Below are 25,580 nucleotides of genomic sequence, written 5' to 3' on the forward strand. Positions count from 1 at the left end.
TCCCGGTAGTTTGAACTAATGTTCATTAGTTACGTTCTCTGAAGATTACCTGCTTAATCGCTCTGATGTGTTCCGGTGTTGTGCCGCAGCATCCGCCGATGATGTTTGCGCCCGCCTCGATCAATCCGGAAACCTGCGCCGCCATCATTTCCGGAGTTTCCGGGAACGTATCGACACCGTTAATATTTCTGGGCAGACCGGCATTGGCGTGAACCAGAATCGGGGTTTCAGGTGCCGCGCCGCGCATCACTTTAACAATGTCGATCATGCGTTCGATCCCGTTGCCGCAATTAGTGCCGATAATATCCGCGCCGGCATCCAGCATGGCCTCTGCCGCCTGTTCGGGAGAAACACCCATCATGGTGCGGTAATCACCGTTCACCGTCTGAGTAAATGTGAACGTGATGATTGCTTCACAGACGGAATTTTCTTTAACCGCCCTGACCGCGATTGCCGCCTCTTCGATGTCACTCATGGTTTCAATACAAATGGCATCCGCCCCGCCCTTTGCCAATGCAATCACCTGCTCCTTGAAGGAACTGTAGAGTTCGTCTTCGGTTACTTCTTCCATCACCAGCATCTTGCCCGTCGGGCCGATCGAAGCGATCACCCAATGGTCGGCACCGGCCGCTTCGCGCGAAAGCCGCGCCCCCGCCTCGTTAATTTCCACCGTGCGCTCTGCCAGACCGTAATGCGCCAGTTTAAAACGGCTTCCTCCGAATGTGTTGCTTTCCACCATATCTGCGCCGGAATCGATGTAGCTCTGTGCGATGGCTCGCACATCATCGGGTCGCGTGATATTCCAAAGTTCGGGACACTCCCCCGGTTTGAGTCCTTTCTTCTGCAGGAACGTTCCCCACGCACCGTCTGATATCAGTACCTGTCCGTTTTTTACTGCATCAACAATTTTCATAACTGCTCCATGGTTTTAGGGAATTCATCCGGATCAAGATTCGGAAGTGCCAGCGCATCAATAAATCGGTTTTCAAATTCATTGGTTTCCGCCAGATGGCAGGCGCCGGGCAGTTTCGCAATCCGGTGCAGTTCTTCCCAGACGCCGCCCGCACCGAGTGCGGCATAGGCACCGGCCAGCGAGCCGTTGCCGATTACATCATATTTTTCGAGCGGAATTTCCGGAAGCAGGCCGATGGTTATGGCATTTTGAATCCGCAGGTGCGCAGCAAAACCGCCCGCCAGCACCAGCCGCTCTACGTCGCTCATTCGGTGCCCGCTGCGCTCGATCAATGTTCGGATTCCGGCATACACTGCGGCTTTGGCTTTCAAAATCTGTGAGACATCAAACTCCGTAATCAGAATATCCGGCGCGTCTGTAATCCGGCAGGCGTTGACGTTCATTCCATGGCAATCCAGTTGCACTAGGCGTCCGGCGGCGCGCAGACGGTCCAGATCGAACCGGCCCATACTGTTCAGCAATCCCGTTTGCAGCGCCGATGCGATAAAATCAACCGCCGCGCTGCCGCATAGACCGGTCGCCGGGGTTCCGCCAATTGTTTCGACTTCAATCGAATCGTCCGGCTGGCAGACAATTTTTTCAATCACACCGGTATCGGCGCGACAGCCGTGCAGCAGACCCGCACCTTCGAAGGCCGGGCCGGCGGCGGTCGCTGTGGCTATCAGCTTTCCGTGATCGTTTAAAACAATTTCGCCGTTGGTGCCGATGTCCACGATCAGTTCCAGCCGGTCATTGGATAGTTCTGCGATGTAGAGATCGGAAACAATATCGCCGCCGACATATCCGGCGATGGCGGGCACGGTGCGAACGCGGGCGTTCTGACAATTGGTCAGGCCGATTTCCGGTGCGGCGTGCTCGCTGAAAACTTTAGTCAACGGCTCAAATGGAATTGTACCGATACTCAGCGCCGAAAGACCGAGCGCCAAATGACTCATCACCGTGTTGCCGGAAAAAACGATTTTGGTCACCCGGTTTAATGATTGGGAACTTTGGGCGGCCAGTTTTCCAAACATCGGAATAAGCGTCTCGCTGACGATCAGTCGCTGAAGTTTTTTCAGATTCGTATCTTCACAGCAAAGAGCGATGCGCGAGGCGATATTGTCGGCCAGTTCGATCTGCCGGTTATAGGCCGACTCGCGCGCCAGAATCCTGCCGGTTGAAAGTTCAACGAGAATCGCGGCAACCGTGGTCGTGCCGATGTCCACTGCAATGCCCAGTTCTCCGGCGCGGGTTTCTGAACCATGAAACAGGTTTTTTCGTGTGGCGTAAAAATCAGCGGAAGAGCACGCGCCGATTTTAAGCAGCGAGCGCTTGGGTATCTTGATTCGTGCCGAGTCACAGAGAACAGTTGTTTTGCAGGCCCGCGCTTCAAGAGTCTGCCCGTGTGCCACGGTTATCTCTTTTTCGCTAATGCGATAGCGCCCCGCCCCAAGCTCTACAAAGCATCCTTTGCAGGCTCCCTGCCCGCCGCACTGCATGTTGAGAGGAAACCCGGCTTCTGCCGCCAGTTCAGACAAAAAAACTCCGCTGCGGTTTTTCACCGCAGCACTGCATTCGTTTGAACTAAAGCGGACTGACATGGCAACAGATTATACACCGCATGACATCATAGCGTCCACCTTGCGCTTAATGATCTCTTCATGACCGGGCACACTCAGCACATCACATTCGGTGCCCATAATGAAGGGATGCCCGGCTTTTTTCATATTCGTGATCAATTCGCGGGTCATGCGCTCAATGTCGGCAACGCTGACGGCTTCGTCGGAATAAAACTTCTTAGACGGCAGGTTGCCATAGAGCACGATGTCTTTTGAAACCAGCGTGGCGTCTTCCCAGAGTGTGCGGGAACAGCCCAGGCTGAGCATGACCGGCTTCAGCCGGTTGAACGATTTGACCATGCCGTCGGTCAGTTCGCCGCAGTCGTGGAAGATTAAATCCACGCCCAACTCATCGAGCCGCGCTTTGATTTTTAGATTCGGCTCCATCACAAAACGCTCAAACACATCGGACCCTTCGGCCAGCTGGTTGGGAGAAAAAAAGACCAGATTGGCTGCTGGCTCACAGACGATAATGGCTTTTGCACCAGCCTTGGCCTGCTCCGTCAGGTAGCGGAGAATGATCTGCGTCGAAAGCTCCATCACACATTCCAGCATCGCCACATCATCTTCTTCTTCAGCGGTCAGGCCGGTGCCTGCCATGAAAACCGGCGTGATCGGGTCGCTCAGCATTTTGGTCATCAGCGAAAACGGACCAATTCCCATGCCCAGCGCAATGATTCCATCCTGTTTTTCACGCTCCGCCACGTAGCGCACCGCGTCGCAGGTGGCCTTCATGCGCGGAATCATAAATGGCGCGGTGCAGACTTTTTCAACGGCGTCGCTTTCCGGCAGATTTTCAAAGTGAAATTTTTCACGCTCTTCGGCCGGTACGCCGAGAATCGCCAGGATCGCATCCTTTTCCAACGTCAGATCCATCAGCGGAATCGCCAGCGGACTTTTATAGTAGTGCGCGGCTTCAACCATCACGGCACCGAGCTGGTCACCATGATGAATAATGGTTCCATGATCTGCCTTCGTGTGAAGAACCAAATGGGTTCCGATCGGGAGTCGAAGGCCGCATTCTGCCAGATTGAGATAAAATTGTCTTTGCATGGAGTTCCTTTCTGTATGATCGAAACCTAATACAAAGCAGAAGTGACAGATAGGAAGTGCCGGTAATTTATATGACGATATTGCCGACAACTCACACAAATAGCGCTATTAACGGTTATTAATGTAACTATTTTGCTTAACGAACCAGACAGGAATTAATCCGTCGGGAAAACCGGTCATCCGCGCCAATCCATTCGGCGGCGGAACGTGCAGTAGCGGCAGTCGGAACCGCATTGACGTGTCCGCCGGCAATCTCCAGACGCTGCCAGCCCTGATCGGTCTGAAACACTCCTTTAAAGCGATCCAGCTGATGTGCTGTCGCTTCAAGCAGCACGAGAAGTTCAGCGAGCTGAAACGTGCCGTCTGCGCAAAATGTTCCGGCCAGCGGGATATTTGCATGATGATGAGAATGTTCCGGCGGAGAAATTATATGTCCACGCAGTTCAAAAAGTTCCGGCGGCAGTTCGCCGTGTGACGTTTTAATCACTTTAAGTTTCGCCGGCTTCCACTGTTCCATACATTGGAAAAATTGTTCGACCGCTTCCGGCGGCGCAAGGTCGCAGCGGTTGGCGACAATAATATCGGCGCAGTCAGCCAGCCGGTTCCAGTACGGAATCAGTTTCAGGCTGGCCGGTCGGGCCTTCGCCGGGTCAAACAGCACAATGACCGGCGCAACTTCGAAGCCACACTTCGGCGCGGCATCGTGAAGCATTTCCAGAAGCGGATCAATCAGCGCGATCCCGCTCGGTTCGATGATAATCCGTTCAACCTCAGGCCGAGCGCAAAGAATTTTAAGCGCAGGCAGCAGTTGTGCGACCGATGTACAGCAGAGACAACCGCCAGGTACATTTTCCACGCTCAATTTGGCCGAACCGCCTGCTTCAGCAATGAAGGAAGCGTCGTAGCCGGTTTTACCGAAATCATTGACGATGACCGCTGTGAATTGCGATGACTGCGCAACAAACCGTCGGATCGCTGTAGTTTTTCCGACTCCCAGCGATCCGGCAATCAAGTGACATGGAAGCGCCTGTGCTTTACGCGTCGATTCCATATTCGATCAGACTGCATTTTGTTGCATCAACCAGCGGAGCCATCTTCGCGATCATGGCCTCTTCGGTTTCCGGAATATCATCTTCAATCGCCATTTCCATCATATCGAGCCAGCTCTCTTCGCGTTTATCCAGACGATATGATTTGTCATCGGCTCCCTTGCGGAGTTCTTCGAGCGCGGCCTGCACGGCGATGCGGGTTCGGTCGTAGGCCGTATTGCCCTGTACAATCTTTTTGGAGATGCGCAGTACAACTTCCGGATGAAGGACATAAGCCTGCGGATCAAGCGGCGCATCGGATTCAACCAGCCAGTCGCGCAGACGCAGTGCGTCTTCAGGTGAGCGGCGCGATGCAACATTCATCAAGCGGCAGTCGTAGGCGAGCTGTTCGGCGGAAACCATCGGAGCTTTGCCGCTGAGCAGCTGAACGTTCTGTACCGACTCGTTCGACCAGCAGTCGCAAACGGCGGCGGCAATGTTGCCGATTGGACTCAAATGAGCGCAAGCCGCCGATTTACCTTCGAGTGCAATCGGAGTTCCGGTGATGGCTTTGATATAGACACCTTCATAGGCGCAGTCTTTGCACGGACCGACCGCTCCCTGCTCGACTGCAATCAACGTACGCGGAACGGTGGCGACGCGTACCACGGCGGCAAAAATCTTCGGAATCATTTTTTTGTCCGCCAGCACCATGGCGGTATTTCCGAACCCGCAGGCGCTGTCGCCCGCCGGAATGACGCCGTTCTTTTTGCAGGCGGCCACCATGTGTTTCCACAAAAATTCCATATCGCGGCAACCCAGCACGCCCAGCGCGAAAACCACGCCGGGAAGATCGGCATTAATCAATGCTTCGTCATTCAGTTCTTTTCCGCCGGTCGATTCGATGGAGAGGAAGTCGGCTCCGGCTTCGCCGGCTTTATCGAATACTTCGAGCATGTGTTCCCAATGAATTCCACTGCGCATGATTGGCGGACGTGAAAATTCCCGAATGTCGTTCGGCGTAAACCGGAGAGCGGTTTTTATTCCATACTTTTCCTGCGCCGCGATCAGCTTATCGGCCAGCAGGCGATTAATCTCCAATCCCCATGCCGGATTGAGAGTCATGTCCGGAAGCGTTTCAAATTCGATCTGCAACTGCGGAACTTCCAGTTCAACGGAACGATGAATCACATCGTCGACCATTTCCGTGTAATGAGCAACAACCTGCGGCCAGGTATCATTATTAATGTTCATGGCAGGCAGTGTGAAATTGACCTCCGGAAATACAATTCCGGTCCCGATTTCTACCCCTCGCTTCGTTTTGACCGGCTTTGGGCAGCGCCCGTAAACAAAACTATTTAAGGAATCTATGGCTATGGCTTTACTCATAATTTCACCTCATATAAAAGCACCCCGTGATAGCGGGGTGCTTAACATTAATTTTTAATTACTTGGCCAGTGCTTTTTCCACCGAAGCAACAGCCTGATTCGCATCGCTTGAGTAGCCGTCCGCACCGATTTCATCGGCATATTCCTGAGTTACCGGAGCGCCGCCGATGAGAATTTTCACTTTCGAACCTTTGGCTTTAAAGTGAGAGACGACTTCCTTCATGTAGGGCATCGTCGTTGTCAGCAGGGCGCTGAGCATGATGACCTGAACGCCATTGCCAACCGCCTCTTCATACTTGGCCACATCGCAATCCACGCCAATATCCATCACTTCATATCCGGCACCCTTCACCATCATGGCTACCAGATTTTTACCAATGTCATGCAGGTCGCCTTTGACTGTACCGATAGCAACCCGGCCTAGCGGTTCATGTCCGCTCTTCGAGAGAAGCGGATCAACAATATCCAGACCGGCCTGCATGGCGCGGGCGGCAATCAGCATTTCCGGAACATAAACTTCATTACGACTGAACCGTGCGCCGATTTCCCGCATCGCCGGAATCATTGAATCCATCAGAATCGAACCGACATTCGCACCGGCGTTTACTTCAGCCTGAACCAGTACCGCTACGTCCTTGCGTTTGCCCTTCATAATCGAATTAAACAGTTCTTCATTTCTGGCCATGGGTCTCTCCTTTGGTTTTAAGAATGCCTCCAGAGTAACTGAAATGCCTGAATAAAATAGGGTGATCACAAAAAATACATAATGATATTGCTGGAGCGGTTTTGTTTTTTTATAAAGACGGCCTAGACAGCTGTAATTTGAGGATTTTTTATATGCCGATCTTGTCCGCAACCACTTTGAAACGCATCCGGAAAAGCTACCACAGCTCTTACCCGCTCGATGTTCTGGAAGTATCCCCTTCGGGAGTGTGCGATGACTGTAAGGATGCGATCACCAATCTGCCCGCACTGGTCAATGCGCGCAGCTATGGACTTGCAGAAGCTGTCCGCTGGGGTGAGCCATATATTTTCTTCCTGCTCCCCAACGTCATCAGCTGGATTATTCCTGTCGTCAGAGAAACCGAAATCCTCGGCGGACTGCTTGGCGGAGCAGTCATGATCGAAGCTGACCCGCATGACCAGCTGGAAACAGTCAACCACCTGACCACCTCAGGCTGCAACCGCAAAGCTGCCGAACAATATGTTAAAAATCTGCCGGTCTGGACTGACCGGGAACAACCGCAAAAAGCCGCCGGGTTTCTTTTCGCACTCACCTGCTGTGAGCTGGACTGGGACATGCTTCTGCTCAGTGAAAACCGGAAAAAAGCCTTAAGACAGCGGCAGATTGCCGAAGAAATCCACCGCCGCAAACTGGGCCCTAAAGATCGCACGTTGATCGACGAAGAGCGCACTTTGCTGTCACTAATGAAGGCCGGCGATCAGAAAGGAGCGCGGAGGGAACTGAATAAAACGCTCGGCGCCCTCTTTTCGCACACCGCCGACATCCGGCTGATCAAAGCTCATGTCATCGAAATGATGGGCTATCTGGTGCGCAGCGCGCTCGAAGACAGCCCGCACATGAGCTCGTTGATCGAGAAAAACCATGTCTGGATGACCGAGATCATTGACGCACCGGATTTTGAAAAACTGTCCAATGTCGTTGCGGATGCACTCGATGACTTTATGCGTAACATTTATCTGCAAGGTCACAGCAAAGCGAATGAAACCGTCGCGCGAATTCTCAACTACCTGGGTGATAACTTTCACGAAACGGTCACGCTTGAGAATCTCTCAAAAGAAATCGGTCTCAGCACATTCCGCGTTGCCCATCTGGTCAAGGAAGTGACCGGAAAAACGGTGCTGCAACATGTTCACCAGTTGCGCGTTCAGGAAGCGCAGCGGCTTCTCGAGCAGAGCGACCTGAACTGTACCGATATCGCCTATGAAACCGGGTTCGGCGACCAGAGCTACTTCATCAAGCAGTTCCGTAAATGGATGGGCATAACACCCGCCCGCTACCGCCGACTTTACCTAACCGGAAAATCCGGCGAACAAAATTCGTGAACCACAGGCTTGACCGCAAATGCACTTCCGCCTACCTTGCGCCCCTGATGCAGGAAGCGCAGGGAAAGTGCCGTGAGAACCGGCCGCTGTCGCGCAACCGTTAAAGCCGGAACACCGCCTTTCTGCCGTAACCTGAACCCGCCTTCGCGTAAGAGGCAGAAATGGGAATGATGAAAAAACGGATACTTACCGCCGCGTTGAGCGGCGCACTATTCACCGGCACCTTTGCCGAAACCACCAATACCGTCACAGACGCAGAACGTATTGTCATCACAGCAACCCGTAGCGCCAGCGACGTACGCAATGTGCCAGGTAATCCGTCGGTCGTCACAGCGCAGGATATTGCCGACGGGCATTACACTTCCGTTCCCGAAGCCTTAGAGAAAAAGGCCGGAATCTTTTTCCGTAACTATGCCGACAATCCGTCGCAGGCCGCTGTCGATATTCGCGGATTCGGCGGGGACAATCCGCACGGCAAAGTACTGGTGCTTGTCAACGGGCGCAAACTGAATCGTCCGGACATGGCGGTTATTAACTGGGCTCAAATTCCAATGCAGGCGGTTGAGCGCATCGAAGTGGTTCGCGGTCCAAACTCAGTTCTTTATGGCGACCACGCCGTCGGCGGTGTCATTAATATTATCACCCGCGACGGCGCAGATATTCCGGAAACTTCGCTTCAAGCGTCGGCAGGAAGTTACGGAGCGTTTGATCAAAATGTGGTCACCTCCGGAAAACTGGACGGACTCGGATATGTTGCAACCGCCGGACACCAGTCCGGCGACGGCTACCGTAACCGCTCAGCCTACGACACATCCTCCGGCAGTCTACGGCTGAGCGGCGCCATCAACGAACAGGTCTCGGCTTACGCCGAAGGTTCCGTCGTAAAAGAGCGGCATGAACTGCCGGGCGCACTTTCGTTGGCACAAGTTCAGCAAAACCGGCGGCAGGCCGCGAATTTGGCCGATGAAGCCGACGAAACCTACTACACTTTCAACACCGGCGTTAAAGTCGTGCCGACAGATGAGTTGATTTTTGATTTAGACGGCGGCATGTCCAGAAAAGACCTGCAGGCAGATATGCCTTCCTATTGGCCGGCTTCCTACTACGATTACAAAATCAACAGCTATACCCTCTCGCCAAAAGTCACTCTGCTGACGCCGGTTGCCAACATGGATAATGAGTTTATCCTCGGCAGTGATCTTGCACGGGAAACACTTGTCACAAAAAAATATAACGATCTTAGCCGTACAGTGCTGGCCACCGATACGAAGGTCACCAAAGATCTGATCGGCGGATATATTGCCGACACCCTCAGCTTAACCGACAAGCTTCTTTTGAGCGGCGGCGCACGTCTCGAACAGAACAAAGTCAATGCCCACCACGAAAACGGCGCTGGTGTTACGCAATACGATGACTCAATAACCCACACCAAAAAAGCCTGGCAGACGGCGCTTAATTGGATGCCGACCGATACGTTGAAACTGTTTACTGGTGTCAAAAGCACCTACCGCTATCCCTTTATCGACGAACAGGCGATTTATTCAGGCTGGGGCGATGCCTTCAATAAAGACCTCAGACCGGAAACCGGCATCAACTATGAAACTGGCGTCGAAGTAACACCGGTCTCGAACGTTGTGTTGCAGGCAACCGCATTTCAAACTGATATGAAGGACGAAATCGCCTGGGGCGCAGGCAAGAATGAAAACCTCGACAAAACCACCCACCGTGGCGTCGAGCTGCACGCCGGTTATAAGAACGAAGCCTTTGCCATCGACGGATATTACACCTGGCTTCAGTCCGAATTCACCGCCGGCGTGAACAACGGAAACGAAATTCCGTGGGTTCCGCAGAACAAACTCGACGTTAACCTCGCGCTGTTCCTGACCGGCGCACTGACCCTCAACACGCACATGAGCTATGTCAGCAGCATGTATCCATCCGGCGATAATTCTAACTCAGCCGGAACGCTGTCGGACTACACCATCTTCGACTCACTGCTTGAATACAAACTGCCGATCAAAAAATTCGAGACCAAAGTTTTCGCCGGAGTGGACAATATCTTCGCAACCAAATACAACTTCCTTGCATATAGCTGGGGCTATTATCCTGCGCCGGAGCGAACCTATAAAGCCGGGCTTAATGTGAAATTCTAATGGCCATGAAATGCATAGCGTTGCTCGCTGCCGCCCTGCTCCTTGCGGGGTGCGGAGAGCGGCGTGTACAAAGTTCTCATCAGGGGTTGCGCATTGTGGCGATGGCTCCTAACACCACCGAGATTCTCTACGCGCTCGGTTTGAGCAACTCGGTGGTCGGTGTCAGTCACTACGCGGTTTACCCGCCGGAAGCCAAACAGAAACCGTCCGTCGGCGGAACGTACGATCCGAACTTTGAAATGATCGTTGCTCTGCAACCCGATCTGGTGATCGGACTTGAAACACAAAAGGATATCGCCGCGCAGCTCAAAGCGCTCGACATCCCGTTTTTCGGCGTGGCGCACGAACACATCAGCGAAATCATGCAGTCCATCCTCACCATCGGCAAAGCCTGCGGCGCGGAAGCCGAAGCGCAGCAGCTATTCCAATCTCTGGAAGCAACTGCGTTGCGGCTTACGGTTTCTTCTGGCGACCGGAAACCCCGGGTTCTCGTTTGCGTCGGACACGATGAAAGCCTCAGCCGGATGTATGTCGCCGGTAAGGGAACTTTCTACGACGAGCTGATCGAACGCGCCGGCGGCATCAACGCCTGCGGAGAATCCGCCGCCAAATATCCGGAGATTTCACCGGAAGGTTTGGCGACACTGCGCCCCGATGTCGTCATCGATATTCTTCCTAACCCCGGACATTTCACCGCCAGTGACTGGAAGCCTTATCGCGCCGTCGTGATTACCAACGATTACGCCTCGATTCCGGGGCCGCGTTTTGTTCTGCTCCTTCAGGATTTTATCAAAGCCATTCATGAATAACGCCATCCAGATTGAAAACCTTGCGCTGGAACTGAATGGCGCGCCGATTCTGAAAGCCGTTTCGTTCGGCATCGGCGCAGGCGAATACGTTTCAGTCATCGGCCCGAACGGCGCGGGCAAAACCACACTGCTGCGCTGTCTGCTCGGCATGTATTCATACAAAGGCTCGGCAAAAGTCGGCGGAATCGAGTGCCGCAGTTATGACAGCCGTGCGCTGGCCCGGCAGGTCAGCTATGTGCCGCAAACGCACGATCTGGAATTTCCGCTGACGGTTTACGACTTCGTCATGATGGGCCGCTACCCATACCTTTCCGCACTTTCTCCGGCACGGAAGCCGGACGAAGACGCGGTCGAACGGGCACTGGATATTACCGGCACGGCGCAGTTCAGAAGCCGGACGCTCCGCACACTCTCCGGCGGCGAACGACAAAAAGTGTACATCGCCGCCGCGCTGGCGCAGGAAACGCCGGTCATGCTGCTCGACGAACCGGCCACCTTTCTCGACTGGCGGCATCAATCCGAAGTGATGACGCTGCTCAAAAAAATAAACGTTGAGTGCGGCGCCACCATTCTGGCCGTCAACCACGACCTCAATAGCGCCGCGCACTGGAGTGACCGCATTGTCGCTCTGAAAGACGGTCGGACGCTTTTCACCGGTACGCCGCAGGAACTGATTCAGCCCGCGCCGCTTGAAACGCTTTTCGAAACCGCCTTCGTCCGCAAAGAAACTCTTGCTCCTGCTTCGGAATCTATCGTAGACGCGACGCCCCCGTCGCGTCCTCAAGAACGGCAAAAACGCGACGAGGGCGTCGCGTCTACGTTATGAAAATAAAATTTACTATTTTGACTCTGCTGGCATTGGTGTCACTCCTGGTGTTTCCACTGATTGGAAGCACTGATGTTCTGCACGATCCAATGGGCCGCGAAATTCTGATGAAGCTTCGAATTCCGCGCGTCCTGACAGCGTTTCTGGCCGGTATCGCGCTGGCATCCAGCGGTATGATTTTTCAGGCGCTCTTCCGTAATCCGCTGGCGACACCGGATACGCTCGGCGTTTCCGGCGGCGCGGCACTCGGTGCCACCGTCTGGATGCGTTTCGGCGCGCCGCTGCTTTTTGCCGGCGTTGCCGGAGCTTCTATCGCCGGATTTTTTGGCGCGCTGGGAACGGTACTGCTGGTTTACGGACTGGCGCGGATCAAAAGCGGATTTTCCTCCGCTACGCTATTGCTGGCCGGTGTGGCGGTAAATCTTTTCTTCTCCAGCCTGATTCTGCTGATGCAATATTTCAGCGACCCCGGCGAAACTTTCCGCATGATCCGCTGGCTGATGGGCGGCTTTTCTGTCGTCGGCTTCACCACGCCAATCAATCTGGCAGTCTTTACTGCCATCGGACTGATCATTGCCGGTTTGTTAACCCGCGAGATGAATCTGCTGCTGATCGGCGAGGAACTGGCCGGTGCGCGCGGCGTAAATGTGGATCGCACCAAAAAACTGCTGTTCTTCTCCGCGTCGCTGATGACCGGTGCCGCCGTTGCTTTTTGCGGGCCGATCGCCTTTGTCGGACTGATGGTTCCGCACATCGGACGCCAGCTGATCGGCTCCGACCACCGGAAACTTTTTCCGGCGGTCATTCTGCTCGGCGGCGCGTTTCTGGTTATCTGCGACGGACTGGCGCGCACCCTGCTCGCTCCGGTCGAAATGCCCGCCGGACTCATCACCTCGCTGCTCGGCGGCCCGTTCTTCCTCTGGCTGCTCCTGCGGAAGGCATAATCGCACATTGGTAATTGAACATCCTCCGCCGACTGTGGGATGCTGGCGCGCATGAATCGGCTTCCGAATAAGAAACTATTTTTGACTGTCGCGTGTCTGCTGTTCATGGTTCCAGTGTCACAAGCAGCAGAGGTGAATCTCACCACGGCATACGAACTGGCGCTGGCAAAAAGTGAGTCGCTTCAGATCAATGCAGCGGAATGGCGCGCGGCAGAAGCCCGCTACCGGCAGGCGATCGGCGCGATGTGGCCGGAAGTCAGCGCCAAGGGCGACGCCAAGTGGAATCCTGATAGTGATACCCGCCGGGCCGGTGTCGGCGCAACTTGGACGGTATTCGACGGTTTCCGCAATGCGCGCACCGCCGACGCCAGACTGGCGGACAGTCTGGCCCGCTCCCATGATTCGGAACGGGCGCGTCTGCTGCTCTATGAAGATGTCGCCGATGTTTTCTACCAGATCCGGTCGTTTCAAAATCAGCGGGAAGCCGCGCAGGAACAGCTCAAAGCTTTGGAAAGCCGATCCGAAGAACTGGAACGCCGGATTAAGCTCGGGCGATCCAAACAGTCCGACCTGCTGACGACATCCAGTCAGATGGCCGAAGTACGGATTACAATGGAACAACTGAATCAGTCGTGCGCCGCGTCGCTGGAACTGCTGGCGTTTATGACCGGTCAGCCGTCGTCCAGTCTTCAGGTGGTTGACGAAACGCCCCTGCCCGCCATCGGCGAGGTGGATAAGTATCTTGTGGCGGCGGCAGACCGGGCCGACATCAAGTCGGGCGCAGCCACGGTGGAAGCGTCGCGACTCGATATGGACGCGGCCAAGGCCGACCGCAAACCCAAGGTGACGCTCGACGGTAACGGTTATCTCTACCGCGATCCGGATTCTCAAAGCGAATGGGACATTGTTCTGAGTCTCGAAATTCCACTGTTCGACAAAGGCAGACGTGTTGCGCGTATTGCCGAAGCCGGACAGCAGCTCCGGATCAGCGAACTGAGACTGGCGGAACTTCAGCGCTCTTCGGAACGAGACGTCCGACAGGCTTATCAATCGCTTTTCTACGAACTGAAACAGTGGTCGGAGTTGCAGGCGGCAATCAGCGTATCATCCGACACGCTGGCGCTCCTTCAGAAAGATTATGAACTGGGCCGCGTGAGCAATCTCGACGTTCTCACCGCTACAGTTCAGTACTGGGCATTGCGCCGCCGTGAAGCGGCGTTGGCGAATCAACTGCGCGCCGACATGATTCATCTCCATGTTGCCGCCGGAAAGGTGTCGCCATGACGCTTTCCGATCTTTCCATACGCCGCCCGGTTTTTGCCTGGATGCTGATGTTCGGACTGATTGTTTTCGGCGCCATCAGCGTAAACCGGATGGGCGTCAGCCAGATGCCGGACATTGATTTTCCGATTCTTGGAATCCGCGTTTCTTGGGAAGGCGCCGCGCCGGAGATCATGGAATCCGAACTGGTGGATAAGATCGAGGAACTCGTAATCTCTGTGGACGGACTGAAAGAAATTCGCTCAACCATCCGGCAGGGATCGGCCACGGTCGAGCTGGAATTTGAGCTCAGCCGTGACATTGACGCCGCCCTGCAGGAAGTTCAGGGCGCGCTGGCGGAACTGCGCCTGCCGCTGAATGTGAACCCGCCGATCGTTCAAAAAAATTCGACCGAGGGAGAACCGATTCTCCGGCTTGGAGTGTCGGGAACGCAATCGCCGCGCGAACTGGTGGATTACGTCGAAACGTTTTTGCTCGATCAGCTTCAGGTCATTCCCGGTGTCGGCGAAGTCGCCCTTTCCGGATTCGGCGAACGCAACCTGCGCCTTTGGGTGGATACCGAAAAATTAAAACAGTACGAGCTGACTATTCTTGATCTCAAGCAGGCGATTGAGCAGGAGCACACCGAACTGGCGGCCGGATACATTGAAAACTCCAAGACCGAAATGAATCTCCGGATGATGGGAGAAGGCCTGACGGTTGAGCAGGTTGCCAATATTCCCATCACGCACCGCGGCGGACAGGTCATTCAAGATGCCGTCATCGTATTGAAGGATGTCGCCCGGATCGAAGACGGACTGAGCGACGTGCGCCGTCTGGTACGGATTTCCGGCGAGCCGGGTCTGTCCATCGGAATCAGCAAACAGCGCGGCGCGAACGAAGTTGAAGTCGGCCGGCTGGTGAAAGTGCGGATGGCTGAGCTCCAGCAGTCGCTGCCAGCCGGTATGAAACTTCAGGTCAATGTCGATCTGACCCGTCCGGTTGAGCAGGCGGTCAAAGCCACCGAACACGAGTTGATCACCGCCGCCATTTTGACGGCGCTGATCTGTTTCCTATTTCTCGGAACGCTAAGTTCAGGATTCAATATTATCCTCTCCATTCCGACGTCCATCATCGGCACGTTTACCGTTCTCTATTTTTCCGGGTTCACGCTTAATACATTCACCCTACTGGGCCTGGCGTTGGCTATCGGTATCGTGGTGGACGATTCGATCATGGTGCTGGAAAACATTGTCCGCCATTTTGAAATGGGCAAAGACAAAGTCACGGCGGCACAGGACGGATCGCGTGAAATTATCTTTGCGGCCATCGCCACGACCGCCGCCGTCGTCGCCATCTTTCTGCCGGTGGCATTTATGTCCGGCGTGATCGGACGGTTCTTCTTCCAGTTCGGCGTAACGATGACAGCGGCCGTTCTGCTGTCACTGCTGGAGGCGATCACACTCACGCCGATGCGCCTCTCGATGATGATGTCGCACCGCAAAAAAACCGGCTGGCTGGAACGGAGTTCCGGTGCGGTGTTCGGCTGGCTTAACCGCATCTATGGCCGGATGCTTCCCGTCGTGCTGAAATTACGCTGGCTTGTATTGATCGGCGCGCTGGCGGTTTTTGCTTATTCGCTGCAACTCGGGAAAACTCTTCGCCGTGAATTTGTACCGGCGCAGGATCAGTCCTATATCGCGGTCACACTCCGGGCTCCGGTCGGGTCATCGCTGGCTTTGACCGACACACGGGTACAGGACGTGGAAGCTTACTTTAAAAAACGTCCTGAAATTCTGCGTTCATACACATCGATCGGCAACAGTACGCCGAATCAGGCGAGCATGGGGCTCACGCTGGTCGAGAAAGATCAGCGGAAAAAATCTCAAGCCGAACTGATGAATGAATTCCGCAAAGATCTTTCCGGTATCAAAGGACTGAAAATTTCATTCCAGGACATGTCGGCGCGCGGGCTTACCGCACGGCGCAGTCAGGCCGTCGAATTCAACATCAACGGCCCCGACTATGCTGTACTCGAATCTTCCGTCAAAAAAATCATGGACCGGCTGGATAAAACCGGCCTCGTCGTCGATTTGGACAACACGTTTCGCACCGGCATGCCGGAAGTTAGAATTTTTCCTGACCGGCAGGCCGCCGCCGCGCGAGGCGTTACGATGGAAGATATCGGAAAAACCGTCAACGCCGCCATGGGCGGAATCCGGCAGGGAAAATTCACCCGCGACGGACGCCGGTATGACATCCGTCTGCGGCTAACACCTGAAGACCGGCTGAGCGCAGAAGACATCAAGGCGCTGACCGTTCGTAATTCATACGGCGAACTGATTCCGCTGGGCGACGTGGTGCGGCTGGAAAACGCGACGACCCTGCAAAGCATCAGCCGGGTCAACCGCCAGCGAGCCATTTCGGTGACCGCCAATCTGGCACCCGGCGCTTCACAAGCCACCGCGCTGGAGCAGGCAGAAAAAATCTCAAAGGAAATTCTGCCGCCCGGCTATACATTTAATCTGGAGGGCGGCGCCAAAACATTCAGCGAGTCCGGCAGCGGACTCTGGATCGCCTTCCTGCTGGGTATTGTCGTCGCCTACATGGTGCTGGCGGCACAGTTCAACAGCTTTATCCATCCGTTCACCGTCCTGCTGGCTCTGCCGTTCAGTATCACCGGCGCGCTGGTCACGCTGTGGTACACCAACCAGTCGCTGAACCTCTACAGTGCCATCGGCATCATTCTTTTGATGGGCGTGGTGAAGAAAAATTCAATTCTGCTGGTCGAGTTCATGAACCGGAAACGCGCGGAAGATATGCCGCTCAAAGAAGCTATTGTGAAAGCGGCGCCGATCCGCCTGCGACCGATTCTGATGACATCCGCCGCGACGATCGCTGCGGCCTTTCCGATTGCGCTCGGTATTGGAGTCGGCTCGGAAACCCGCCAGCCGATGGCGCTGGCGATTATCGGCGGCGTTTTCGTTTCGACCCTATTCACCCTGCTCGTCGTCCCGTGCGCCTACTTCATCATGGCTCGGTTCGAGAAAACCAAACACTATCCCGATATCAGTTGAGCATTGCGATGCGGGCAAGACCCTTGAGCGTCAGTTGCGGATCGACCGGCACCGGATGATCCCAGCCTTCAAAGACCCATCTAGCGAAGCCGCCGGTGGCGCAGACTTTTGTGCCGCGTCCCAGTTCTTTCCGGAGTTGCGCTAAAATTTCTTTCACCATGCCGAGATAGCCTAGATGTGCGCCGATCCGCATCGCTTCTTCGGTACTTTTGCCGATGACATGCGTGGTTTTGACCGGCTTGATGTGCGGAAGCAGTGCCGTTTTTTCGGCAAGATAGTCAAACATCAGCGGCAGTCCGGGACAGATAATGCCGCCAACGTAGCCCTCTTTCTTTTTGATGATGTCGAAAGTCAGCGCCGTGCCGAAGTCGCAGACAACAACCGGCGTACCGTAATCAGCAACGGCTTCACAGGCATTGGCCAGCCGGTCGGCGCCGATCGTTTCAGGCTTCGGGTATGAAACCGGCACACCGAGATTGACGGTATGATTCACCCAAAGGATTTCAGCGACGCCCTGTTGTTTTAAAAACTTTTCCCAGCGTTTATTGACGCCGGGTTTTACGGAAGCAATCACGGCCCGCTTCGGAACTGCGCGCAGGTTTAGCGCTGGCGTTGACGACGGCGTACGCTGAACCAATGAGAGTTTTAGGCCGTGTGCCACCGCCAGCGACGTGCTGGTGTTGCCGATATCAATAACGAGTACTGCTGGTTTGGCTGTCATCAGACGAAGTCCAATGCGAGATCGGCGGACGGCGCCGAATGAGTCAGTGCGCCGACCGATATGGCGTCGACGCCGGTCTGGGCGATGGCGCGGATCGTTTTCAGATTCACACCGCCAGAGGCTTCCGTTTTACAAATACCGGCGCACAGTTTAACGCATTTTCGCAGTACCGTCGGCGGCATGTTATCGAGAAGCACCCAGTCCGGCTTGGCAGTCAGAACTTCTTTCAACTGCTCAACAGTATCCACTTCCACTTCGACCAGCAGTTCTGGATGTTTTTTCCGTGCCTCCGTGACGGCTTCAGCGAGAGTACCACCTACGCGTGTCCAGTGAGCGAGGTGATTATCTTTAATCAGCACACGATCAAAAAGTCCGTAGCGGTGGTTGGTGCCGCCGCCGCAGACGACGGCATATTTTTCAAACGTCCGCAGAGTCGGCGTGGTTTTGCGCGTATCGAGAATCAGCACATCCGGATTACCGGCTTCTTCGACATAGCGACGGGTTATCGTCGCGATGCCGGTCATGCGCTGGATAAAATTGAGCGCCGTCCGTTCGGCCACCAGCATGGCGCGGGCGGAACCGCAAATCGTCAGCACAATATCGCCCGGCTTAATTTCCGCGCCGTCCTTCTTTTTCTGGACGACTTTGACGGATGAATCCAACTGACGAAAAACCTCAGCGGCGACGGAGCCGCCGGCCAGAATCCCTTTTTCGCGGGCGACGAGATGGGCTTTAGCTTTTTCACCTTTCGGCACCAGCGCGAACGTGGTGGCATCGAGTTTGCCAGAGCCGAGATCTTCAGCCAGCGCTTCACGAATCCGCTGTTTAACGTCAGAGAACGAGAGAATATCAGGGATCTTCATATTCTTCTCCAATCACACCGGTTTCAGTGCCGCGCTTCGTACGCCGTAATATCGGCGGCATACTGGAGTGTCTGAGCGATGTCGTCCAGACCATTTAGGAGCTTGTTCCGGAGCACCGGATCGGCATTGAACGGATAAACCATATCGTCACCCGCCGCATGGATGGTCACGGTCTGTGCATCCAGATCGACCGTGGCTTTTACGCCCGGCTCCTTTTCCAAGGTTTGGAAAATTTCTTCCACCTGCGCGGAAGTCATCTCAATGGTCAGCAGTCCGTTCTTTCCACAGTTGCCGCGGAAAATGTCGGCGAAAGCCGGCGTGTCACCTTCACTCGGTGCGATCACCACTTTGAAGCCGTATTGCTGAACCGCCCAGACGGCGTGTTCGCGGCTCGATCCGCAACCGAAGTTGTTGCGCGCAATCAATACCTGTGCACCTGCGGTTTCTGGCTTGTTCAGCACAAACGACGGATTATCCGAACCGTCGTTGTTGTAGCGCCAGTCGGAGAAAAGCGCCGCGCCGAAGCCGGTCCGTTTGATGGACTTCAGATATTCCTTGGGAATGATCGCGTCCGTATCAATGTTCGCGCGGTCCACACCGGCGACCACACCCGTAAATGTCTTAAATTTTTCCATGATTAAAACTCCCGAATATCTACAAAGTGACCTGCCACAGCGGCCGCGGCTGCCATCGCCGGACTGACCAGATGAGTCCGTCCGCCTTTGCCCTGACGGCCTTCAAAATTACGGTTGGAGGTCGAAGCACAACGCTCCTTGTCCTTCAGCTTATCGGGATTCATCGCCAGACACATACTGCAACCGGCATAGCGCCATTCGGCACCGGCCTCGACAAAGACGCGGTCGAGCCGCTCTTTCTCGGCGGCATAGCGCACTGCTTCGGAACCGGGAACCACCAATACGCGTAAGCCCTTGGCAACTTTTTTGCCTTTGATCACGGCGGCGGCTTCGCGCAGGTCTTCCAGACGACCGTTGGTACAACTGCCGATAAAAACGGTGTCGATTTGGATGTCGGTCATTTTCATACCGGACTCAAGCCCCATGTAATTCAGCGCGGCTTTTACGTCGGCCGGACTATATTCCGAAACGGCATCCAGCGCCGGAACTTTTCCGGTCACGTCGGTCACCATGCCGGGGCTGGTTCCCCAGGTTACCTGCGGAGCCAGATCGCTCACGTCAATCGTCAGCACATGATCAAATTTTGCACCGTCGTCGGTAGTCAGCTTCTTCCACTCGGCGATGGCCTTCGTCAGCGCTTCGCCTTTCGGAGCGTAATGGCGGTTTCCGGCAGCGATGTAATCAAACGTCACCTGATCCGGCGCAACCAAACCGGCGCGTGCGCCGCCTTCAATCGCCATGTTGCAGATCGTCAGGCGGCCTTCCATCGACAGCGCGCGGATGGCTTCGCCGCAAAATTCAAACGCGCAGCCGGTGCCGCCCGCCGTGCCGATAATACCGATGAGTTTCAGCACCATGTCTTTGGCCGTTACGCCCTTTTGCAGTTTGCCGGTAAATTCGACTTTATAATTTTTCGGCTTTTTCTGCCGCAGCGTCTGAGTCGCCAGCACATGCTCCACTTCGGAAGTGCCGATGCCGAACGCGATCGAGCCGAACGCGCCGTGCGTCGCCGTATGCGAGTCGCCGCAAACTACCGTCATGCCGGGGAGAACAATGCCCTGCTCCGGGCCGATAATATGAATGACGCCCTGCCGGTCATCGCCGAGCGGGAAAAGAGTTACGCCGGTCGTTGCCGCGTTTTCCGTCAGCGCATCAACCTGCGCCTTGGCGATCGGATCGGTAATGTTCATCCGGTTTTCGTCCGTCGGCACGTTGTGGTCCATCGTGGCGAACGTCCGTTCCGGACAGCGTACCTTGCGGCCGGCCAGACGGAGACCTTCAAAGGCCTGCGGACTGGTCACTTCGTGCACCAGATGGCGGTCGATGTACAGCAGCACTTCGCCGTTACCCAGCTCCTTGACGACGTGCGCATCCCAAATCTTGTCAAACAGTGTTTTACTCATAGCGGTGCAGGGTAACTTCCCCACCCCGTCCCTTCAAGCAAAAGACATCAGTTGTTCGTCATTTCAGCCACAAAAAACACAAAAACTATTCTGCGGGCAACTCTTTCTATTTTGAGCCCTTTTGTGCTTTTTGCGGCCGGATTCTCCATCTATCCTGCGCGGCATTATGAACGCATATCTGATCTTTATCTTAGCCCTGCTGATTTTTAACTGGCTCCTCGACCTGATCGTCGAAACGCTCAACGTCCGGAACGTCTCCACGGAAATACCGGCAGAATTTCAGGGAATTTACGACGCGGAGAAATACGCCAAGTCCCAGCGCTACCTCCGCGAAAACACCCGCTTCGGCCAGATTCAGGCCGCTATCATGCTTCCACTGACCATTGCCTTCATTCTGCTCGGCGGCTTCGGCTGGATTAACGGCATCGCCCAGACCGCTTCCGCTAACATGATCGTCCAGGGACTCGTCTTCGGTGGAATCCTTGTACTGCTTGGCCAGCTGATCGGCATTCCGTTCAGCATCTACGACACCTTCGTCATCGAGGAAAAATACGGCTTCAACAAAACCACCCCGAAAACCTTCGTCGTCGATATACTCAAAGGGCTGATGCTCACCGTCCTGCTCGGCGCGCCGGTCTTTGCGCTCATCCTCTGGATTTTCAGTGCCATCGCCAACGCCTGGCTCTGGGCTTGGGGCGCGCTGGCGGTTATCCAGCTTTTCATCATGTTCATCGCGCCGGTCGTCATCCTGCCGCTCTTCAATAAATTCACCCCGCTGGAAGACAGCGAACTGCGCACAAAAATCGAAGAGTTCGCCGCCGCCCAAAAATATAAACTCAGCGGCATCTTCAAAATCGACGGCTCGAAGCGCTCCACCAAATCCAACGCCTATTTCACCGGCTTCGGCAAAACCAAACGGATCGCTCTCTTCGACACGCTGATCGAAAAACATACCGTCGGCGAACTGGTCGGCGTGCTGGCGCACGAAATCGGACACTGCAAACTCGGCCACATCAAAAAAGGAATCGTCATCTCGCTGGCGTCGTCACTGCTGATGCTCTTCATCCTCTCGCTCTTCATCACCAAACAGGGACTCTACGCCGCGTTCGGCATCGAAGGGACGCCGCTCTACGCCGGCTTCATCTTCTTCGGCTTCCTCTATGCGCCGATCAGCATGATCCTCGGACTGCTCGGCAACATTCTCTCGCGCAAACACGAATACGAAGCCGACGCCTTCGCCGCTGAAACCACCGGCGAACCGTCCGCGCTGATCGCCGCGCTCAAAAAACTCTCCGTCGACAACCTCTCCAACCTCACGCCCCACCCGCTCAAGGTCTTCCTCGAATACTCCCACCCGCCCGTCCTCGAACGGATTAAAGCTTTAAGGGTATTTTGCACAAACCAAAGGAACGGCAATGACTAAGAGAAATAAATGCGTGACGTCAAGATGGCAGAAATTTATTGCGGTAAGCATTATTGCGTTGCTGTCAACCGGCTTGGATTTTCTCATGCATTTTCTCTCAGGCCTGATGCGTGAGAAAGTGATAGAAGAAAAGAACCTTCGAGGGATTATCGATGAGATTCAAAGGTCGAATGTTGATATTCGCACTTTGAGTAATGTGCTTCGCGATCCACCACCACCTTTTACTATATATATTGTAATTCTTATAGGCACAGCTATTACCGTGTGGCTTTATCATCGACTCCTGAGCCTCATTTGCAAAAGAAATGATCAAAACGATCTGTAAGTGGTCAGCAACTGCTGCATATCGTCAGGAAGATCAAGATCAACCGTGACAGGCCATCCGAACTTTGGATGGCGAAAGATGGTATCCCTTCAGTACGTTCATTTTCGGGCAGATTGGCAGAATTGTTCAACCCAGCGGTTGGCGAGCTGACAGCTTTCGCGGGTGGCGTCCGGCTGATCGTCGGGAAATGCGGATAGCCAGAGCGCGCGGTTTTCGAGAAAGGCATTTGTCCAGTCCACAGGAATCTGTTCGGGCATAGCCATCGGTTGCACCCAGATGATGCAGGCGGAGGCGGTTAGCAGGGTTTTCAGGCAGTCGCGTTCGCCGGGCGAAAAGAAGGTGCTGCAAACCAGTCCGTCGAAGGTAGCCAGTTCGTTTTGCAATGCAATCACCTCCGCTTCAGACGCACGCCGCGAGACGCGCAGAGCACGGCGCGGACCGGAATCGTTGAGCAACGCCTGATTGCCTTTAAAGCGGCTCTGCTTTACCCAGCCCTGAGGAACATCGCGCAGCGCCCAGCGGCGCGGATTGGCCCGCACATAATTTTCGCGAACGGCCAGCTCTTCGGCATCAAAGCAGATCACATCGTAATAATTAGGGGCCCACACTTTGCCGGGCACTTTCTGTTCTTTCTCACCATGGTGAGAGATTACCGGTTGCACGAGGCCGGCACGGCGCGCTTCGCGGGTGACCGAGCCTTTAAAGAGGTTGAGCACCTCGCCCAGCCCGGCTCCGCCGGGCCGGAGAATGCGCACAATCCCATGGAAGTGGTTCGGCATGAGCTGCCAGGCCCCGAGCCGGATATGGGAGTAGTGTTGCGGAATCTCGCCCCAGAACCGTTCAACCAACTTTCCGAGCGCATTGGGGTGCATTTCTCCTTTTCTGACCGTTCCGAAAAAATGGCGGTGATAGTCGGCACCCAACGTGACGAAATACCAGCCGGGCCGCGAATAGTCGCGACCATCCATCCGCAGTTTCTGCGACATGCTTTTTTTGAGCTCCGGCAGCATACTCTCCCCCTCAATGTAACAATGAATTACAAAGAGTTTTTCAAAGCGAGAAAATTTTTAGTTGCATATCATCAGGCAAATCGAGATCAACGGTGACAGGCCGTCCAAACTTCGGATGGCGGAAGCTGAGTCCGGAAGCGTGTAAAGCCTGACGATCCATTCGTAACCGTGCGCGGTCGGCGTCCGTGAGAGTATCTTTGCAAAAGCGGAGAAAAAGGGTTTCGTCCACGCCGTAGAGTTTGTCGCCGACAATCGGTGCTCCCAGCGCCAGCAGCGTGGCGCGGATCTGATGCAGCCGTCCGGTATGCGGTTCCGCTTCGATCAGCGCGATATCGCCGCATTGTTTAATCAGCCGGAATTTAGTTTCCGCCCATTCGGCATCCAGCGTCTCGGGACGAGCCGCTTCACCTGGAATAAACTTCCGTTTTTTGCGGATAGCTGACTCCGTGTCAGCGACCAGCCATCCGGCGGTTTCCAGTTCCGCCGGAAAATCCGTCGATTCCACCAGCGCCTGATAGCGCTTCACGACCTTGCGGCCGGAAAACTGTTTGCGGCAGTTTTCGGATGCGGCAAAATTTTTCGCGATAACGACCAGTCCGGAGGTTTCGCGGTCGATGCGGTTGACGAATGTAAAATCGGTTAAGCCCTGCTCATTTTTCAGCCACGCCCAGAGCGTATGGTTGAAATAGCGTCCGCCCGGATGGCACGGCAGATTGCCGCTCTTATTGACCAGCAGAAGATCCTCGTCGTCTGAAATGATGCCGATATTAAAATCAACCGGCGGCTCCGGCCGGTCGTCGGGTTCATAGCTCAGCCGATCGCCAGTCCGCAACGGAGTTTCCGGAACGCACGGCTGGTCGTTAACCGTCACAACTCCGGCCTTGATGCGCTCACACCAGCCGGCCCGGTCATGATAGGAAAAACGCTCGGTGAGGAAATCAGCCACCGCTGTTCCGTCCGCCGTTTCAGGTACTTCAAAAACCATTTCCCGTTTCATCCGGTCACTCATAACAGAAACTGACCAATAAGCCGATCTTGATTCTATTCACCTTTGCTTCTTGGCGGCTTTGCGGTTATTTTCTCCGCCATGAAAATACTCTGCTGTGGAATTTTTCCGGCACTGCAACGAACGCTGGAAATGAAATCGCTGAAGCTCGGCGCGGTCAACCGCGTCCGCTCGGTGACGCTTTCGGTCGGCGGCAAGGCGACCAACGCCGCGCGCGTTCTGAACACGCTCGGCGGCGATCCCCTGCTCTTCGGTTTCGCCGGTGGCAATAACGGCGCGGTGATCAAGCGCCTGCTTGACGATGAAGGCATTACCCATGCTTTTGTCGGAACGAATGCCGAGACCCGTACGTCGCAAACTCTGCTGGCCGATGACGCTCATGATTTCACCGAGCTGGTCGAAGAGGGCCCGGAACTTCCGGCCAAAGATTGGAAATCTCTGATTAAAAAATTTCAGATGATGGAAAAGGAAATCATCATCATTTCCGGTACGCTTCCGGCCCACGCGCCGCAGGAGATTTATGCCGAACTGATTCAGGCGGCGGACGGCAAACCGGTTATTCTGGATACGTCCGGCAAGCCGCTGCTCGCGGCGCTGGAGTTTCAGCCGGAACTGGTAAAAATTAACGCCGCCGAGCTGCTCAAAACAATGAACAGCGACAACATAGAAGACGCCGCGCAGGAAATGATCGCTCAAGGCGCCGGTGCTGTCGCTATCACACAAGGCTCCCAACCGGCCCTGCTGATTACCCGCGAAGAAACAGTTCAGTTTTCGGTTCCGAAAGTGAATGTCGTCAGCACACTTGGTTGCGGAGACTCGGTTAATGCCGGAATCGCTTTCGCGCTCCGGAAAGGCAGTTCGCTCAAAGAGGCGTTTGTCTTCGGGCTGGCCTGCGGAGCATCCAACGCCATGAACCGCCTGCCAGGCGTCGTTATGCCTGAACAGATCGCCGCCCTCGTCCCGCAAATTAAAATTCAGAAATGATCCCTCGCAGAGAATCAGAGAACGCAGAGGAAA

Annotated in this window: 22 protein-coding genes; 10 read left to right on the top strand and 12 right to left on the bottom strand. The window is 54.9% G+C overall.

Annotation, left to right across the window (positions count from 1 at the left end; genetic code table 11):
• Positions 1 to 25: 25 nt before the first annotated feature.
• The 6 genes from HOO88_04665 to HOO88_04690 form a co-directional block, all read right to left on the bottom strand.
• Entirely contained in the window at positions 26 to 913 is an 888-nt protein-coding gene (locus HOO88_04665; protein ID NOU36041.1) for a methionine synthase, read from the bottom strand.
• A complete protein-coding gene (locus HOO88_04670; GenBank protein NOU36042.1) occupies positions 910 to 2,514 on the bottom strand; it encodes a DUF4445 domain-containing protein in 1,605 nt (534 codons plus the stop codon). Before HOO88_04670 ends, HOO88_04665 begins: the two co-directional genes overlap by 4 nt.
• Before the next feature lie 48 nt (positions 2,515 to 2,562).
• Positions 2,563 to 3,624, bottom strand: a complete 1,062-nt coding sequence (locus HOO88_04675) for a hypothetical protein (protein NOU36043.1) — start codon at positions 3,622 to 3,624, stop codon at positions 2,563 to 2,565.
• A 136-nt stretch (positions 3,625 to 3,760) separates the two neighbouring features.
• The gene (locus HOO88_04680) at positions 3,761 to 4,675 is read right to left on the bottom strand and encodes a hypothetical protein (GenBank protein NOU36044.1); all 915 of its coding nucleotides are present in this window, start codon (positions 4,673 to 4,675) and stop codon (positions 3,761 to 3,763) included.
• Positions 4,659 to 6,041, bottom strand: coding sequence for a methanol--corrinoid methyltransferase (locus tag HOO88_04685; GenBank protein ID NOU36045.1), 1,383 nt, complete (start codon positions 6,039 to 6,041; stop codon positions 4,659 to 4,661). Before HOO88_04685 ends, HOO88_04680 begins: the two co-directional genes overlap by 17 nt.
• Positions 6,042 to 6,099: 58 nt before the next feature.
• Positions 6,100 to 6,726, bottom strand: coding sequence for a cobalamin-binding protein (locus HOO88_04690; protein ID NOU36046.1), 627 nt, complete (start codon positions 6,724 to 6,726; stop codon positions 6,100 to 6,102).
• 152 nt (positions 6,727 to 6,878) lie between these two features.
• Between HOO88_04690 and HOO88_04695 the strand changes: the two genes are divergently transcribed.
• The 7 genes from HOO88_04695 (at position 6,879) to HOO88_04725 (ending at position 17,177) form a co-directional block, all read left to right on the top strand.
• A complete protein-coding gene (locus tag HOO88_04695) occupies positions 6,879 to 8,108 on the top strand; it encodes a helix-turn-helix domain-containing protein (GenBank protein ID NOU36047.1) in 1,230 nt (409 codons plus the stop codon).
• A 161-nt stretch (positions 8,109 to 8,269) separates the two neighbouring features.
• Positions 8,270 to 10,261, top strand: a complete 1,992-nt coding sequence (locus tag HOO88_04700) for a TonB-dependent receptor (protein NOU36048.1) — start codon at positions 8,270 to 8,272, stop codon at positions 10,259 to 10,261.
• A gap of 5 nt (positions 10,262 to 10,266) precedes the next feature.
• A complete protein-coding gene (locus HOO88_04705; protein NOU36049.1) occupies positions 10,267 to 11,070 on the top strand; it encodes an ABC transporter substrate-binding protein in 804 nt (267 codons plus the stop codon).
• The gene (locus HOO88_04710; protein ID NOU36050.1) at positions 11,063 to 11,896 is read left to right on the top strand and encodes an ABC transporter ATP-binding protein; all 834 of its coding nucleotides are present in this window, start codon (positions 11,063 to 11,065) and stop codon (positions 11,894 to 11,896) included. Before HOO88_04705 ends, HOO88_04710 begins: the two co-directional genes overlap by 8 nt.
• A complete protein-coding gene (locus tag HOO88_04715; protein ID NOU36051.1) occupies positions 11,893 to 12,840 on the top strand; it encodes an iron ABC transporter permease in 948 nt (315 codons plus the stop codon). The genes HOO88_04710 and HOO88_04715 overlap by 4 nt, the downstream gene beginning before the upstream one ends.
• 114 nt (positions 12,841 to 12,954) lie before the next feature.
• Positions 12,955 to 14,124, top strand: coding sequence for a TolC family protein (locus tag HOO88_04720; protein ID NOU36052.1), 1,170 nt, complete (start codon positions 12,955 to 12,957; stop codon positions 14,122 to 14,124).
• Positions 14,121 to 17,177, top strand: a complete 3,057-nt coding sequence (locus HOO88_04725) for an efflux RND transporter permease subunit (GenBank protein ID NOU36053.1) — start codon at positions 14,121 to 14,123, stop codon at positions 17,175 to 17,177. The genes HOO88_04720 and HOO88_04725 overlap by 4 nt, the downstream gene beginning before the upstream one ends.
• Here HOO88_04725 and HOO88_04730 read toward each other — a convergent pair.
• From HOO88_04730 to leuC, 4 genes are read right to left on the bottom strand one after another with little or no spacing between them, the layout of a single operon-like run.
• Positions 17,170 to 17,898 carry a type III pantothenate kinase gene (locus HOO88_04730; GenBank protein ID NOU36054.1) on the bottom strand — a complete coding sequence of 243 codons (729 nt, stop codon included), beginning with the start codon at positions 17,896 to 17,898 and terminating at the stop codon, positions 17,170 to 17,172. The genes HOO88_04725 and HOO88_04730 overlap by 8 nt on opposite strands.
• Entirely contained in the window at positions 17,898 to 18,761 is an 864-nt protein-coding gene (gene nadC / locus HOO88_04735; protein ID NOU36055.1) for a carboxylating nicotinate-nucleotide diphosphorylase, read from the bottom strand. Before nadC ends, HOO88_04730 begins: the two co-directional genes overlap by 1 nt.
• Before the next feature lie 23 nt (positions 18,762 to 18,784).
• A complete protein-coding gene (gene leuD / locus HOO88_04740; GenBank protein ID NOU36056.1) occupies positions 18,785 to 19,396 on the bottom strand; it encodes a 3-isopropylmalate dehydratase small subunit in 612 nt (203 codons plus the stop codon).
• A 2-nt stretch (positions 19,397 to 19,398) separates the two neighbouring features.
• Complete coding sequence (gene leuC, locus HOO88_04745) at positions 19,399 to 20,799, bottom strand: 3-isopropylmalate dehydratase large subunit (GenBank protein NOU36057.1); 1,401 nt, start codon at positions 20,797 to 20,799, stop codon at positions 19,399 to 19,401.
• Between the two features lie 166 nt (positions 20,800 to 20,965).
• On the opposite strand from leuC, the gene HOO88_04750 reads away from it, so the two are divergent.
• Together HOO88_04750 and HOO88_04755 are read left to right on the top strand one after the other, a co-directional pair.
• On the top strand, positions 20,966 to 22,222 hold the full coding sequence (locus tag HOO88_04750) for a M48 family metallopeptidase (GenBank protein ID NOU36058.1): 1,257 nt from the start codon (positions 20,966 to 20,968) through the stop codon (positions 22,220 to 22,222).
• Positions 22,215 to 22,547, top strand: a complete 333-nt coding sequence (locus tag HOO88_04755) for a hypothetical protein (protein NOU36059.1) — start codon at positions 22,215 to 22,217, stop codon at positions 22,545 to 22,547. The genes HOO88_04750 and HOO88_04755 overlap by 8 nt, the downstream gene beginning before the upstream one ends.
• Positions 22,548 to 22,645: 98 nt before the next feature.
• Here the strand turns inward: HOO88_04755 and HOO88_04760 are convergent, their stop codons facing one another.
• Positions 22,646 to 23,533: a hypothetical protein gene (locus tag HOO88_04760; protein NOU36060.1), complete on the bottom strand. Its 888-nt coding sequence runs from the start codon at positions 23,531 to 23,533 to the stop codon at positions 22,646 to 22,648.
• A 64-nt stretch (positions 23,534 to 23,597) separates the two neighbouring features.
• Positions 23,598 to 24,554: an RluA family pseudouridine synthase gene (locus HOO88_04765; protein NOU36061.1), complete on the bottom strand. Its 957-nt coding sequence runs from the start codon at positions 24,552 to 24,554 to the stop codon at positions 23,598 to 23,600.
• 90 nt (positions 24,555 to 24,644) lie between these two features.
• Here HOO88_04765 and HOO88_04770 point away from each other — a divergent pair, with 90 nt between their 5' ends.
• The gene (locus HOO88_04770) at positions 24,645 to 25,547 is read left to right on the top strand and encodes a 1-phosphofructokinase family hexose kinase (protein ID NOU36062.1); all 903 of its coding nucleotides are present in this window, start codon (positions 24,645 to 24,647) and stop codon (positions 25,545 to 25,547) included.
• Positions 25,548 to 25,580 lie beyond the last annotated feature (33 nt).

This window comes from Kiritimatiellaceae bacterium, assembly GCA_013141415.1.
GTDB lineage: Bacteria > Verrucomicrobiota > Kiritimatiellia > Kiritimatiellales > Tichowtungiaceae > Tichowtungia.